We start from the raw sequence: 13,978 nt of genomic DNA on the forward strand, positions 1-13,978 counted from the left end.
ACGTAAAAGAGCTAATTCAAGTTGCAGTGTGCCCTGAATAAGGGCCTGCACTGCGAACGCGGGGTGTACTCAATGCGCCAAACACATCATTACCCCGTTCAGGGCGCCGGCCTTGGGCTCAGGCGCTCCATGATGGGGGAAACCGTTTCCCCGGAGCAGGTGGATTTTCTCGAAGTCGCGCCGGAAAACTGGATCGGCGTGGGCGGGAGATACGGCCGCTGGTTTCGTGAGTTCACCGAGCGTTTTCCCTTTGTCATTCACGGCCTGTCTCTGTCCATCGGCGCGCCGGACCCGCTGGATGAAGCGCTGGTGCGGGCCATCAAACAGTTCATGCGCGATCACAACATCCGTTGTTACAGCGAACACCTGAGTTACTGCTCTGAGCAGGGCCACCTGTACGACCTGTTACCCATCCCCTTTACCGAGGAAGCCGTGCACTATGTTGCCGGTCGAATCCGGCGGGTGCAGGACATATTGGAGCAGCGTATCGCCATGGAGAACGTGTCCTATTACGCGGCGCCCGGGCAGGAGATGTCGGAGCTGGAGTTTTTGAACGCGGTGCTGCAGGAGGCCGATTGTGACCTCTTGCTGGACGTGAACAATATCTATGTAAACGCCATTAATCATCGCTACGATGCGGAGTCTTTTCTCGCCGGGTTGCCTGCAGAGCGTATCCGCTATGCCCATGTTGCCGGGCATTTCGATGAGGCCGAGGATCTCAAGGTGGACACCCACGGCGCGCCGGTAATCGACCCGGTATGGCAATTACTGCAGCGTGCCTATGAACTCTTCGGGCCCATCCCCACTCTGCTGGAAAGGGACTTCAATATCCCCCCGTTACCGGAACTGTGTGAGGAGGTGCAGCGTATTCGCGCCTGTCAGGCGGCGGTGTACGACGGAAAGGATGCGTCGCCCCGGCCGGCGGAGGCTGTGTATGGCCGTTGATCAGCGCGAGAAAAAAGCAGCAGGCTTCCGGCAGATACAGGGTGACTTCGCCGCGCACTTGCGTGCGCCGGACCAGGTAGATGCGCCGGCAGGTATTGAAGACCGCCGCATGGGTATCTACCGGGATCTGATCTACAACAATATCGAGTCGTTCATCGCCGGTGGATTTCCCGTATTGCGCAGCATTCTGGACGACGATCAATGGCATGCCATGGTGCGTGACTTCGTGCGCACTCATCAGGCCCACAGCCCGTACTTTTTACAGATCAGCGAAGAGTTTCTTCAGTATCTGCAGGCGGAGCGCGCAAATGGTGAAGGCAGCAGCAGGGACCCGGCCTTTCTGCGGGAGCTTGCCCATTACGAGTGGGTAGAGCTGGCGCTCGACGTGAGTGAGGCGGTGTTTCCTGCGGGGCTTGAGCTTGAATACACCGACGAGCAGTTGTTGGATTGGGCGCCAATCCCCTCGCCACTGGCCTGGAATCTCAGTTATGTATTCCCGGTGCATCATATCGGCCCCGCGTTCCAGCCGGCCGAGCCGCCGCAAACTCCGACATTTCTTGTGGTTTACCGCAATCGCGCCGATGATGTCGGCTTCCTGGAGGCCAACGCGGTGACATCACATTTATTGTCGCTGATTCAGTCGCATAATGCCGCGGACGATGAAGTGGCGGAGCCAGAGCTACTCTCCGGCCGCGCATTGCTGGAGGCGCTTGCTGCGGATATTCAGCACTCGCAGCCGGCGCAGGTAGTGGAGTTTGGTAAGGAACTCCTGCGCAAGCTCCACGCCCTGGATATTCTCGCGGGCTTCCGGCCCGTATAAAACCTTTCAGTGGACATGGCGAAAACTGCCAGCTGCTATGCTGCCTAAGCGGCCAGTGGTAATATCGCGAAAACGGAAAAAAGAACCTGGTTTGTACAATCGAAAATATTTTGCGAGGAGCAGGGAATTGCTTGAGCGCACACCTTTAACTGCCTGGACTCTGGCCGCTTTGCTGTCAGCGCCTCTGGCAATGGCGCAGGATGCGTCAGATCCATTCGCAGAAATTCCTGACGAAGCCGCGGCCGCCGCCCCCGCATCACAGCCTGCTCCCGAGCCGGCCGGTGATGCTGATCCCGCTGAAGTTGATGATTTTGGCGCCGGTAACGAAGGCGACGGCGCTGCAGGTGCGGATACCGGTAGCGCGGATGACTTTGGCTCCGAGCTTGAAAGTGAATACGGCTTTGATCCGGCAGACGAATTCTCCAGCGCGGAGGAGCCGGAGGATCGCGATCCCTGGGAGGGGTTCAATCGCGCCATGTTCCGCTTCAATGACACCGCGGATCGCTGGTTCCTGAAGCCTGCCGCAGTCAGTTATCGTCAGATAACGCCGGTTTTCATGCAGACGGGCATCTCCAACTTTTTCGCCAACATGCACGAAGTCAACAATGTGCTGAACAACATCCTGCAATGGAAGTGGGGGCAGGCGGGCAATGACACCGGACGCTTCCTGATAAACAGCACTGTCGGTGTTGTAGGGTTGTTTGATGTAGCCCAGCACATGGGGTTGGAGCGCAGCGATGGCGAGGACTTCGGCCAGACCCTGGCCGTGTGGGGGATGGAGTCCGGCCCTTATCTGGTGGTGCCGTTTATGGGCCCTTCCACGGTGCGTGATGCGCCCGCTATTGTGGTCGACTGGTACACCAACCCGCTGACCTACCTGGAAGACAATGCCGTCGAAAATACCCTGAAAGGCATCGATCTGATCCAACTTCGTGCGAGCCTGCTGCAAACCGAGTCGCTCCTTCAGGGTGACCGTTATGTGCTGATGCGTGATGCCTATTTGCAGCGGCGCGAATTCCTGATCAACGATGGTGAGCAGGAAGATGATTTTGGCGGCGACCTGGATGAATACGACTTCTGATACCCGCTTTGCCAAACCGATGCCGGTGTATGCCGGATGTCGGCCAGCTGCTGTGCGCAGGGTGCCATGTTGAGCGCACCTGCGGTGGCAGCGGCTCAGGTCGGTGAGTGCGCGCGCCATGCGCTGTTGCTGATCGACCCGGATTCCCCCTCTTGTGGCCTGGTGCAGGGCGCGCTTGCGCGGCTCGGTTATCAGGTAACCGTTCTGGATAGCGGCGTGCAAGCCATCGGGCAGTTCACGCCCGACAGCCACCAACTGGTGATTACCGACCTGTACCTGCCGGATATGGGCGGGCTGGAAGTGCTGCGCAAAGTAAAGCACCTGTCGCCCGATACGCCGGTGGTGGTGCTGGCATCCGACAGTGAAGTGGACGATGTAGTGCAGGCACTGCGCCTGGGGGCCAGTGACTATCTGCTGAAACCGATTGCCGATGAGAGCGTGATCGACCACGCGCTGACCCGGATCATGGAAGCTCGTGAGCTGGCCGCGCAAAATCGTCAGTACCGGGAGCAGCTGGAGTCGCGCAACCGCGAACTCAAGGAGCACATCGACCTGCTGCAGCGGGATCACCAGGCCGGCCGGCAGCTCCAGCAGCACTTGTTGCCGCGCACGCCTTACGAATACCCGGCCGGAATCAAGGCCGCCTACCGCCTGCAGCCCTCCCTGTACCTGAGCGGCGATTTCATCGACTACGGTCTGTTTGGTGAGCGCTTTGTGGCGTTTTACCTGGTGGATGTTTCCGGGCACGGGGTGTCGTCTGCGCTGGTAACTGCACTCATCAAGCACAGCATCATGCATCTGCTGAGGGAGCGGCCGCTGTTCAGCCAGCTGAATACCCTCGACAGCGACCTCACCGAAATCCTGGAAATGATTAATAGCGAGCTGCTCGCCACCCGGCTGGACAAGCATGCCAGCATGTTTGTGGGAGTGCTGGACAGTCGCGCCCGGCAACTGCACTACGCGGTGGCGGGGCAGGTGCCGATGCCGGCACTGGTGACCAGTGATGGCGCCCGCTGGCTCTCTGGCAAAGGGCGCCCGCTAGGGTTGTTTGAGCACGGTGGCTGGGAAGTGCGCCATTGCAGCCTGCCCGCAAGCTGGCGTCTGGTGGCCTGCTCGGATGGGGTGCTCGAGCTGCTGACGGGGGATCTGCTGCAGAGAGAGGATGACCTGCTGCAACTCATTGATCGCAGCCGGGGCGACCTTGACAGTCTGTGCGCGGCGCTCAAGGTGGACACCGCCGAATCTTTTCCCGATGACATCACCATCCTGACCCTGCGCCAGGACGAGCGTTAGTGGTCCATTTCTTGCTGTGTTTTTTGCTGCCCCGGCCAGCGATGTAGCTCCCGATGCCAAATACAGGACGCCTTGTCGGCCTGTGCCTGATCTATGTCAGGCATGCGCCGCACATTCATGAGACATTCATAAAAGGTATTGGAAACTGGCTCCGCGAACAGGGTTTTGTGGGGCATAAGGAGAGCCCGGAAATATAAACTACCGGACTTTCTGGTCACACCTGTTAACCCGTTCACACTGGTCTTGTCAGTACCGGTGGGCAGGAGTAAGCTCCGCCCCACTTCTGGCTCTATCGTGCGAATCCTCGCAGAGGTGCGGATTGAGCTAGGCTTGCACAAGGAACTGTGCCGCGGTCACAAGCCGCAAATCATCTATCTCGCCCCTGGCTCGGGACAAGAGCGGGGAGCGCGTGAGGTTACTATGCAGTCCGGGCAGATCATGGTTGGCGACCACCAGGGCATCTACGTGGTGAAGCTGGTTGGCGATGTACGCCTCAATTTGTGTACGTCTTTCGATAGTTTTATCGACAAGATGTTTTCCCACAGCGAATTCCGCGGTGTGGTGTTTGATATGCACGAAACCCAGGGGGTCGATAGCACCACACTGGGGCTCATGGCGAAAATTGCGTTCCGCAGTGCCGAGCGCAAGGGCGGCCGGCCGCTGGTGTTGTGTGACGACCGCGGACTGCTGCACCTGCTGGATTCCATGGGATTTGACGCGCTGATGGATATCTCTTCCGATGCCGACAATGACGCCTATCAGGCGGAGCCGGCTCCCCTCAAGTGCAATACACCAGACGAGCAAAGCGCGCGGGAAATGGTGCTGGAAGCGCACCGCGTGTTGATGAGCATGAACGAGCAGAACGAAGCCACGTTCCGTGACCTGGTGCATGCGCTGGAGAGTGAGCAGACCGCGAAGGCGGCTGCAAACCACTAAGCCTAGCGCACTCTGTAAGCCGCGAGCAGACGCCTGCTCAGGATTCAATATCCCGGTCGCGAGCCTCGGCGCGGGCGCGGGTAAACAGGCCATGGGGCAGGTAGATCAGTTCCGCCACGCGCCGGATCAGGTGCTCCTCAAAGGCGTCGATCTCCCCATCCGCAAAGGCCACTTCCCACATCTGCTTGATCAGCAAATATTTGTCCCGCTCACTGAAGTTGTCGTTCACGGTCTGCGTGAACTCATACAGTGAGGTGGCTTCATTGCGATCTGCCAGGGCCTGTTCCACCATGCTGCGGGCGGTGTCCTCATCGAGCTGGTAATGCTCCCGCAACAGGCGCACCAGTGCAGCGTGCTCGCGCTCATCCACCTTCTGGTCGGCGGTAGCGATCTCCGCCATCAGTGCAGCGCTGATCATGCGCACGTCTTTTTCGGTGCGCACCTCCACACTCTCTCCGCGGCCGATCTGGTCGAACAGTTTGCGAATCTGCTGCAACATGGCGTTTCCTTGTTCTGGTGTGTTAGCGCGCGGCTTGTAACAATTCCTCGAGCTTCAACTGATCCGCGACAAAATTGCGGATACCCTCTGCCAGCTTCTCCGTAGCCATCGCGTCCGCATTCAGCTGGTAGCGGAATTCCGCCTCCCGCATGGGGGCGGCAGGGCGCGCCTGGTTGGGAATGTCGCTATTGAGGCCATCGGCGAGGGTGCCGTTGTCATCCTGCAGTTCCTGCAGCAGCTGCGGGCTGATGGTGAGCTTGTCACAGCCCGCCAGGGCCTCGATCTCGCCGGTGTTGCGGAAGCTGGCGCCCATCACGATGGTGGGGTACTCGCGGGCCTTGTAGTACTCGTAAATGCTGGCCACGGAGAGCACGCCGGGGTCGTCTTTCGCAGTGTAGTCATCCCGACCGGTGCTGGCCTTGTACCAGTCGAGGATACGGCCCACAAACGGGGAGATCAGGGTGACGCCGGCTTCGGCGCAGGCTACCGCCTGGCACTGGCTGAACAGCAGCGTCAGGTTGCAGTGGATGCCCTCGCGCTCCAGTACCGAGGCCGCGCTGATGCCCTCCCAGGTCGAGGCGAGCTTGATCAGAACCCGCTTGCGGTCGATACCGGCCTGCTCGTACATGGCGACCAGCTGGCGTGCGTATTCAATGCTGGCGGTGGTGTCGAATGACAGCCGCGCGTCTACTTCGGTGGATACCACTCCGGGAACAATTTGCAAAATCTCATGACCGATGGCCACCGCCAGTTTCATCGCGGCGAGAGCGATCACGTCGCCGCCTTTCTGTTCCGCCCAGGCGATGGAGTCCTTCAGGTGTTGCTGGTACTGGGGGAGCTGAGCGGCCTTGTACAGCAGTGATGGGTTGGTGGTGGCATCTTCCGGCTGATAGCGGCGAATGGCTTCGATGTCCCCGGTATCGGCGACCACCAGGCTGCGCTGTTTGAGTTGCTCCAGTTTGTTCATGTTCCCCACGTCCTTATTGCGAATGTTGACTTGTTTTTTTGTGTGCCCAGAGCGCGGGTCAGGCGGCTTGCGTGACCAGCGCCAAAGCGTGTTCCAGTACTTCCGGCCCCGCACCTGCGGTATGTGCGTGCTCACTCAGGTGTCGGCGGAAGCGCCGTGCCCCCGGTACGCCCTGGAACAGCCCCATCATGTGTCGGGTAATATGATTCAGGCGCTGGCCGCGCGACAGTTCCCGCTCGATGTACGGCAGCATGTTGCGTACCACTTCGGCGGGTGTTGGCCCGGGTTCACCGTCAAACAGTGCGGCATCCACCCCGGCGAGCAGCCCCGGCGTCTGGTATGCCGCGCGCCCGAGCATAACACCATCCAGTTGTTGCAGATGTTCGCGACACTCATCCAGTGTGTTAATGCCGCCATTGAGGACAATTTCCAGCTCGGGGAAATCCTGCTTCAGCTGGTACACCATCTCGTACTTCAGTGGCGGCACTTCACGATTTTCCTTGGGGCTCAAGCCGTTCAGCCAGGCCTTGCGCGCATGCACAATAAACGTAGTGATGCCGGCCTGTGCCTGCGCTTCCACAAAGCGCGTGAGCCCCGGGTAGTCCTCCATATCGTCAATACCGATACGGTGCTTCACGGTGACGGGTATCGATACCGCACTCTGCATCGCTCCCAGGCACTCCGCAACCAGGTCCGGCTCTGCCATCAGGCAGGCACCGAAGCGTCCTTTTTTCACCCGGTCACTGGGGCAGCCGCAGTTCAGGTTCACTTCGCTGTAACCCCAGCGCTCGGCAATTTCCGCGCAGCGCGCCAGGTCCTGCGGATCACTGCCACCCAATTGCAGCGCCACCGGCTGTTCTTCCACATTGAAATCCAGGTGACTCTGCTGGTCGCCAAACAGAATGGCGCCGGTGGTGACCATTTCGGTGTAGAGCAGGGCGTGCTGGCTGAACTGCCGCCAGAAATAACGGCAGTGACGGTCGCTCCAGTCCATCAGAGGTGCGGTGCAGAAGCGGTGCGAAACAGCCGTTGCCGTACCCGCGGTGATGGGGGTGGGGGCAGTTGAGGATGGGGAAGATTCGGACATAAACAGCAATCAGAGGATAAAACTGCGCGCAGTATAACAAGATACAGCGCGTTTCCCCGGATCGCGGCTCATCGGGCGCGGGACATTAGGCGACTGGACGCGGCAGACGCAAACGGGCAATCACAGGTTGCGCTCTTTGGCGTCCTCGCGGGTACCGGATGCCTGGGTGGCGGGTGGCGCTACCCAGTCGGCTTTACTCGCCAGCAGCGGGCGCAGTTTTTTTACCACACTGCGCGCGGTAGCGCGGTAACTGGTGAGCTTGCCTCCGGCCACCGCGACGATCCGTGGGCACTTGGGGTTGTCGGTGCAGATCATGGTCTCGCGACTGCGGGAAAAGGGATTGTCGCTGGCGTGCGGCAGCACCCGCAGCCCCGCCCAGCTGTCGCTCAGGTCACTTAACTGCAGCGGTCGTGTCTCCGGGAAGTACTGCTTCAGTGTGCGCAGCAGGTAGGCTTTTTCTTCCAGCGTGGGGGCCACCTCGGCGGGATCGCCGTGGTAGGGGCGTTCGGTGGTGCCAATCAGGGTTTCACCCTGCCACGGCATCACGAACACCGCTCGGCCGTCTTCCGCCTCCACATAAAATATTTTATTGGCGAGTTTTAGTGGTACCTGAATATGGGTACCGGCAACCAGCTCGAGTGGTGGCAGCTTCGCGCTGGGTGTGCACTTGCTGTTGGTCTCTTCGATCCAGGGCCCACTGCAGTTCACCAGCGCACGGCAGTGAAGGGTGTTGAGCTGGCCGTCGTGGAAGTAATCAACCCGTACGAACTTGTCAGTCACCTCCGCACCCACCAGGCTAGCGGGGCAGAGTAGCTCGGCGCCACCGCGCACCGCGGTCTGGATGACCTCTCGGGTCAGCGCGGCATCGTCGGTTTGCGCATCGTAGTAGCGGTACACCGCCAGCAAATCGTCGCTGTTGAGCCCGCACAGGGCGTCGTAATCCTGGGTGTTTACCGAGCGGAAGCGGGCGTAGGAGGAAAACAGCCCGGAAAGCAGCGCGTAGAGGCTGAGGCCCAGGCGTATCTTCCAGCTTGGGCGGCGGCTGTGCCGGTACACCGGGATCAGGAAGGGCACCATGTGTACCAGGTCCGGCTTGTTGGCCAGTAGCCAGCGGCGCTCTTTCAGGCACTCGTAAACCAGCGAGATTTGCCCGCTCTCCAGATAGCGCAGCCCGCCGTGAATCAGTTTGGAGGAGCGCGAAGAAGTGCCGTAGGCCACAGATTCCTGTTCCAGAATGGCCACCCGGTGCCCGGCGGCTGTCAGCGCCTCCGCGACACCGGCACCCTGAATACCGGCACCGACCACCAGCACATCATATTCCGTAGACATTACTGGCCTCCCGGGAGCGCATCAACAGCGGCAGATTGCCCGTAAGGATGTGGTGTGCACCACGATGGTGCCAATGCACCGCCCCCTGCGCGGTATTGATCTCCTGCACGACCCACTGCCAGGGACCCGGCGGCAGCTCCTGGCAATCGACCGTTGTGTGGTCGATAAACAGGAAGTCTGGCGCCAGCGTGACGACATCGGCAGAAAGGCAGCGCGCAACACTCGGCACGCGCAGGGCCACCTGATAGAAGCCCAGGTTGCGGGCAAGCCGCAGGCTGCGCAGGTCGGACGCCAGGATTACGAACGCATCGGTACAGCCGGAAATTTCATCGCGCAGCGCACGGATCGCCGCCTCCGCACCCATATGCGACAAGGTTTGCGGGTTCAATTCCACAAACCACTCCAGGTGCCGGTGGCGGCTGGCCCAGTCCACCAGCTGCTGAAAGCTGCTGAGGGGCAGTGCCTTGAGGTCACGGTCTTTCAGGTGGTGGAGCGGCGTCGAAATGCCCGCCTGAACAAAGTCCATTCCCTCGCCGGCACAGCACCAGGCCGTGCGGTCCTTGCTGAACTGTACCTCGGTGGCAATGGCGCAGGCACCGAGACCATGTGCGCCCTCGAAGGCGGCAAGGGTATTTTCCGGGTGGTGAATTTTGTCGCCTAAATGCGCAATCAGCATTGATGTGAATTCCCGCCGGGTGAGGCTTTATTGTGTGAATAAAGGAGGTGGGAGATACTGCGAAATCTCTATATGAAAAATAGTTGCTGTGGGGTGGGTTGCAAGGAAGGACTGGCGCACTTTTGAAGCTACTGATACACCGGAGCAGAATCGCACTGTGCGGCCCCCAAGCCCGGCGATATAATGCCGCGCCTTTATCGTCTATCTTCCATTTCCAATTACCAGTCCAATATCAGGATTCCAATGACCGTAAGAACCCGTATCGCGCCATCTCCCACCGGTGATCCCCACGTAGGTACTGCCTATATTGCCCTGTTCAACCAGTGTTTCGCCCAGGCCCAGGGTGGCCAGTTTGTACTGCGTATCGAAGATACCGACCAGGCGCGCAGCACCCCGGAATCCGAGCAGGCGATCCTCGACAGTCTGCGCTGGCTGGGGCTCGACTGGCAGGAGGGCCCGGATGTGGGCGGTCCGCACGGCCCCTACCGCCAGAGCGAGCGCGGCGACATCTACAAGCAGTACTGTGACGAGCTGGTCGCCAAAGGCCACGCCTTTCATTGCTACCGCACTGCGGAAGAATTAGATCAATTGCGCGCGCAGCTGCAGGAGTCCGGCAAGGTAACCCTCAAGCCGAGTGATCTCGCGCTGCCCGCGGAAGAAGTCGAGAAGCGCAAGGCGGCGGGTGAGCCCTACGTGGTGCGCATGAACGTGCCGGAGTCCGGCACCTGTGTGGTGGAAGACCTGCTGCGCGGCACCATCGAGATTGACTGGGCGCAGGTGGATGCGCAGGTACTGCTCAAGTCCGACGGCATGCCCACCTATCACCTGGCCAACGTGGTGGATGACCACCTGATGGAGATCACTCACGTGCTGCGCGGCGAGGAATGGATCAATTCCGCGCCCAAGCACAAGCTGCTGTACGAATACTTCGGCTGGGAGATGCCGGTTCTCTGCCACCTGCCGCTGCTGCGCAACCCGGACAAGACCAAGCTGTCCAAGCGCAAGAACCCCACCTCCATCCTTTATTACCAGCGCGCCGGCTTTATGCCGGAAGCGCTGCTGAACTACCTCGGCCGCATGGGTTGGTCCATGCCGGACGAGAGCGAGAAGTTCACCCTGGCCGAAATGCTCGCGCATTTCGACATCCAGCGGGTATCCCTCGGCGGCCCGGTATTCGATGTGGAGAAACTGAGCTGGCTGAATGGCCTGTGGATCCGCGAGCTGGAAGACGAGCAGCTGGCCGACCGTCTGCAGCAGTGGCTGCTGAACCGCGAAAACCTGCTCAAAGTGCTGCCCCAGGCCAAGGGCCGCATGGAAACCTTCGGTGACTTCCTGCCGTTGGTCAGCTTCCTTGCTTCTGGCAAGCTGCCGCTCAGCGAAGAGAGCTTTGCTGGCAACAAGCTGGCGCTGGACGACCAGAAGAAGCTCCTGCAATTTACCCTGTGGAGGCTGGAAGCGCTGCGCAGCTGGAGCAAAGACACCATCTTTGCCACCGTCAAAGAGCTGTCTAATCAGATGGATATCAAGCTGAAGGACTTCAACGCGCCCCTGTTTGTGGCCATCAGTGGCACCACCGCCAGTTTCTCGGTGATGGACGCCATGGAACTGCTCGGCCCCGACCTCAGCCGCGCCCGTCTGCGCCAGGCCGTCGAAGTACTGGGCGGCGCTGGCAAGAAGGTGCTGAAGCGCTGGGAAAAAGAGTTCGCGAGCCTCGGCTGAGGCCGCCTGAACAGGCGTTTGTGCGTCACCAATGCCACTCGGGCATCCGAAGTGGCATTTTTATTGCCTGTCTAAAAGTCATAGTGCCGAGTGGCGTTCTTCTCCCGAAGAAATATGTGGCGCCCTATCGAACCAGTTGTGTGACAGTTGTCACATTTCGTGGGTAGAATCCCGCCAGGTTGAGGATTAACGGATTAACCGGAAACCATTCAGACGAATAAGGAAATAAAATGACCGCAGTCAAAAAAGCAGTCATCCCTGTTGCGGGTTTGGGGACCCGCATGTTGCCCGCCACCAAGGCCATCCCGAAAGAGATGCTGCCGATCGTGGACAAGCCGCTGATCCAGTACGTGGTAAATGAAGCGGTCAAAGCCGGGATCAAGGAAATTGTCCTGGTCACCCACGCCAGTAAAAACGCCATCACCAATCACTTTGACACCTCCTTCGAACTGGAAGCCCAGCTGGAAAATCGCCTCAAGCGCCAGCTGCTGGACGAAGTGCGCGCGATCATCCCGCGTGATGTCACCGTGATTTCCGTGCGCCAGGCAGAGGCGAAGGGCCTCGGTCATGCCATTGCCTGCGCCCGTCCGGTGGTTGGCGACAACCCCTTCGCGGTGCTGTTGCCCGACGTGCTGGTGGATGAATACGCCGCCGATCTCACCAACACCAATCTCGCGGCCATGGTGCGTAACTTTGAGCAAACCGGTGCCAGCCAGATCATGGTGGAATCCGTCGACTGGGAAGATGTGAGCAAATACGGTGTGGTGGACTGCTTGGGTGCAGATCTCAAGGTGGGTGGTGTTGCCAAGATCGACGGCATGGTAGAAAAGCCCAGCGTCGATGCCGCCCCCTCCAACATGGCCGTGGTTGGCCGCTATGTTTTGCCGGCGGAAATCTGGTTCCTGCTGGATCAAACCCAGCCGGGAGCCGGTGGCGAAATCCAGCTGACCGATGCCATTGATGAGCTGCTAAAAGTCCAGCAGGTAGATGCCTACCGCATTGTTGGCCACAGTCACGATTGCGGCAACAAGCTGGGTTACATGAAGGCCCAGTTCGAGTACGGCCTGCACCACCCGGATATTGGTGCCGGACTGCAAGAGTTCCTGACCAAACAGAAGCCACGGGTCGAAGCCGTCGCTTGAGGCCTTGCTGCCATTGAATACAGGGCCAGCGGCTGACCCTGTATTCACCAGAAACCGCGGGCACCCACCGCTCAGCGGTTTCTAACTAATTGATTAAAAAGTCGTTTTTTCTGGTTGACACCCGAAGGGCCGCTGTTAAAATGCGCCTCGCTTTCGGGGGAAACCCAATCAAGAAAGCAACTTTGGGGCTATAGCTCAGCTGGGAGAGCGCAACACTGGCAGTGTTGAGGTCAGCGGTTCGATCCCGCTTAGCTCCACCAAATCAAAAAAGGCCGCATCCGAAAGGATGCGGCCTTTTTTGATTTGGCAGTGCTGCCCGGGCGCGAGGAGCCAAAACCAACGCTCATCGTGCGCGGGTCCGGCTGGCGTACCAGCGACCCCGAAAGGGTGAGCAGGTAAAGCCCGCGCAAATGAGCGACCCGTTTACCGCGGGGGAAGCTCAAAGTCCCGGTAGAATGTCCGGGCAAAACATGGAAGTCAAAGCAGTGATTACGTGGAGGTTCGTGAGCCCCGAATTGCTGCGAATTACCCAGCCAGTAGGCACGAAGAAACTCACTTGGGGAAGCACATGGAAATAGTGAATACAAATAGAAAAGCAATCATCCTCGCGGGCGGTTCCGGCACCCGGCTATACCCGCTGACCAAAGGTGTCAGCAAGCAGCTCATGGCGGTGTACGACAAGCCGATGATCTATTACCCGCTCACCACCCTGATGATGGCGGGCATCCGAGATATTCTGATTATCACCACGCCGGAAGAGCAGTCGCTGTTCCAGAAGCTGCTGGAAGATGGCAGCCAGTGGGGTATCAACCTTACCTATGCAGTGCAGCCCTCCCCAGACGGCCTGGCCCAGGCGTTCCTGATCGGCCGTGAGCACGTGGGCAACAATCCCAGCGCATTGGTACTGGGCGACAATATCTACTACGCAGAGCGTTTTAACGAAGTCCTGAAAAGCGCTGACCAGCGCACCGAGGGTGCCACAGTCTTCGGATACCATGTCGCCGATCCCCGCGCCTACGGGGTGGCCGAGTTTGATGATGCAGGCAAGGTCATCAGCATCGAAGAGAAGCCCACGCAGCCGAAGTCCAACTACGCCGTGACCGGCCTCTACTTCTACGACAATCAGGTGTGCGACCTGGCGCGGGAGATCAAACCCAGCCACCGTGGTGAGCTCGAAATTACCGACCTCAACCGCATGTACCTGGAGCAGGGCAAGCTGCACGTCGAGCTGATGGGGCGCGGCTCCGCCTGGCTGGACACCGGTACCCACGATAACCTGCTGGAAGCTGCTCAATTTGTGCAAACCATTGAGCGTCGCCAGGGCCTGAAAATCGCCTGCCCGGAAGAGGTTGCGTTCCGTAAAGGTTTTATTGATGCAGAGTTGCTGGAAAAGCAGGCGCAGCCTTTGATGAAAAGCGGCTACGGCGAATACCTGATGCAGCTGATTGCTGATTCCCAGCGCGACCCCAGGTTTGCACGTTGAT

The 13,978-nt window shown here is 59.5% G+C and carries 13 protein-coding genes and 1 tRNA gene; 9 read left to right on the top strand and 5 right to left on the bottom strand.

Annotation, left to right across the window (positions count from 1 at the left end):
- The first annotated feature begins 72 nt into the window (after positions 1 to 72).
- The 5 genes from JF535_RS07265 to JF535_RS07285 all read left to right on the top strand — a co-directional run bounded on the left by JF535_RS07265 (position 73) and on the right by JF535_RS07285 (position 5,075).
- On the top strand, positions 73 to 945 hold the full coding sequence (locus JF535_RS07265; RefSeq protein WP_207000751.1) for an HvfB family MNIO-type RiPP peptide maturase: 873 nt from the start codon (positions 73 to 75) through the stop codon (positions 943 to 945).
- Positions 935 to 1,765 (top strand): HvfC family RiPP maturation protein, encoded by an 831-nt coding sequence (locus tag JF535_RS07270; RefSeq protein WP_207000761.1) that lies wholly within the window; start codon positions 935 to 937, stop codon positions 1,763 to 1,765. Before JF535_RS07265 ends, JF535_RS07270 begins: the two co-directional genes overlap by 11 nt.
- A 127-nt stretch (positions 1,766 to 1,892) precedes the next feature.
- Positions 1,893 to 2,846, top strand: a complete 954-nt coding sequence (locus JF535_RS07275; RefSeq protein WP_242523752.1) for an MlaA family lipoprotein — start codon at positions 1,893 to 1,895, stop codon at positions 2,844 to 2,846.
- 66 nt (positions 2,847 to 2,912) lie between these two features.
- Complete coding sequence (locus JF535_RS07280; protein WP_207000762.1) at positions 2,913 to 4,139, top strand: PP2C family protein-serine/threonine phosphatase; 1,227 nt, start codon at positions 2,913 to 2,915, stop codon at positions 4,137 to 4,139.
- Positions 4,140 to 4,433: 294 nt separating this feature from the next.
- Positions 4,434 to 5,075: an STAS domain-containing protein gene (locus tag JF535_RS07285; protein ID WP_340674138.1), complete on the top strand. Its 642-nt coding sequence runs from the start codon at positions 4,434 to 4,436 to the stop codon at positions 5,073 to 5,075.
- 37 nt (positions 5,076 to 5,112) lie between these two features.
- Here the strand turns inward: JF535_RS07285 and JF535_RS07290 are convergent, their stop codons facing one another.
- The 5 genes from JF535_RS07290 to JF535_RS07310 form a co-directional block, all read right to left on the bottom strand.
- Complete coding sequence (locus tag JF535_RS07290) at positions 5,113 to 5,574, bottom strand: tellurite resistance TerB family protein (RefSeq protein ID WP_207000764.1); 462 nt, start codon at positions 5,572 to 5,574, stop codon at positions 5,113 to 5,115.
- A 22-nt stretch (positions 5,575 to 5,596) separates the two neighbouring features.
- A complete protein-coding gene (tal, locus tag JF535_RS07295) occupies positions 5,597 to 6,541 on the bottom strand; it encodes a transaldolase (RefSeq protein WP_207000767.1) in 945 nt (314 codons plus the stop codon).
- A gap of 58 nt (positions 6,542 to 6,599) precedes the next feature.
- The gene (gene dusA, locus JF535_RS07300) at positions 6,600 to 7,628 is read right to left on the bottom strand and encodes a tRNA dihydrouridine(20/20a) synthase DusA (protein ID WP_207000769.1); all 1,029 of its coding nucleotides are present in this window, start codon (positions 7,626 to 7,628) and stop codon (positions 6,600 to 6,602) included.
- 120 nt (positions 7,629 to 7,748) lie between these two features.
- Entirely contained in the window at positions 7,749 to 8,957 is a 1,209-nt protein-coding gene (locus JF535_RS07305) for a glycerol-3-phosphate dehydrogenase/oxidase (RefSeq protein ID WP_207000771.1), read from the bottom strand.
- On the bottom strand, positions 8,941 to 9,633 hold the full coding sequence (locus JF535_RS07310; protein WP_207000773.1) for a glycerophosphodiester phosphodiesterase family protein: 693 nt from the start codon (positions 9,631 to 9,633) through the stop codon (positions 8,941 to 8,943). The genes JF535_RS07305 and JF535_RS07310 overlap by 17 nt, the downstream gene beginning before the upstream one ends.
- Before the next feature lie 243 nt (positions 9,634 to 9,876).
- Between JF535_RS07310 and gltX the strand changes: the two genes are divergently transcribed.
- The 4 genes from gltX to rfbA all read left to right on the top strand — a co-directional run bounded on the left by gltX (position 9,877) and on the right by rfbA (position 13,977).
- Entirely contained in the window at positions 9,877 to 11,352 is a 1,476-nt protein-coding gene (gene gltX, locus JF535_RS07315) for a glutamate--tRNA ligase (protein WP_066966799.1), read from the top strand.
- A gap of 230 nt (positions 11,353 to 11,582) precedes the next feature.
- Complete coding sequence (gene galU, locus JF535_RS07320; protein ID WP_207000775.1) at positions 11,583 to 12,494, top strand: UTP--glucose-1-phosphate uridylyltransferase GalU; 912 nt, start codon at positions 11,583 to 11,585, stop codon at positions 12,492 to 12,494.
- A 184-nt stretch (positions 12,495 to 12,678) separates the two neighbouring features.
- Positions 12,679 to 12,754: transfer RNA gene (locus JF535_RS07325), tRNA-Ala, on the top strand.
- 308 nt (positions 12,755 to 13,062) lie between these two features.
- Positions 13,063 to 13,977, top strand: coding sequence for a glucose-1-phosphate thymidylyltransferase RfbA (gene rfbA, locus JF535_RS07330; RefSeq protein ID WP_207000777.1), 915 nt, complete (start codon positions 13,063 to 13,065; stop codon positions 13,975 to 13,977).
- Position 13,978: the final 1 nt, after the last annotated feature.

The sequence above is a fragment of the Microbulbifer salipaludis genome, assembly GCF_017303155.1.
Taxonomy (GTDB): Bacteria; Pseudomonadota; Gammaproteobacteria; order Pseudomonadales; family Cellvibrionaceae; genus Microbulbifer; species Microbulbifer salipaludis.

What these genes read in the sequence shown, in the direction of transcription:
- JF535_RS07265 (WP_207000751.1), top strand. Translation starts at nt 73, where the DNA reads ATGCGCCAAACACATCATTACCCCGTTCAGGGCGCCGGCCTTGGGCTC.
- JF535_RS07270 (WP_207000761.1), top strand. Translation starts at nt 935, where the DNA reads ATGGCCGTTGATCAGCGCGAGAAAAAAGCAGCAGGCTTCCGGCAGATA.
- tal (WP_207000767.1), bottom strand. Translation starts at nt 6,541, where the DNA reads ATGAACAAACTGGAGCAACTCAAACAGCGCAGCCTGGTGGTCGCCGAT.
- JF535_RS07305 (WP_207000771.1), bottom strand. Translation starts at nt 8,957, where the DNA reads ATGTCTACGGAATATGATGTGCTGGTGGTCGGTGCCGGTATTCAGGGT.
- rfbA (WP_207000777.1), top strand. Translation starts at nt 13,063, where the DNA reads ATGGAAATAGTGAATACAAATAGAAAAGCAATCATCCTCGCGGGCGGT.
- dusA (WP_207000769.1), bottom strand. Translation starts at nt 7,628, where the DNA reads ATGTCCGAATCTTCCCCATCCTCAACTGCCCCCACCCCCATCACCGCG.
- JF535_RS07280 (WP_207000762.1), top strand. Translation starts at nt 2,913, where the DNA reads ATGTTGAGCGCACCTGCGGTGGCAGCGGCTCAGGTCGGTGAGTGCGCG.
- JF535_RS07290 (WP_207000764.1), bottom strand. Translation starts at nt 5,574, where the DNA reads ATGTTGCAGCAGATTCGCAAACTGTTCGACCAGATCGGCCGCGGAGAG.
- galU (WP_207000775.1), top strand. Translation starts at nt 11,583, where the DNA reads ATGACCGCAGTCAAAAAAGCAGTCATCCCTGTTGCGGGTTTGGGGACC.
- JF535_RS07310 (WP_207000773.1), bottom strand. Translation starts at nt 9,633, where the DNA reads ATGCTGATTGCGCATTTAGGCGACAAAATTCACCACCCGGAAAATACC.
- gltX (WP_066966799.1), top strand. Translation starts at nt 9,877, where the DNA reads ATGACCGTAAGAACCCGTATCGCGCCATCTCCCACCGGTGATCCCCAC.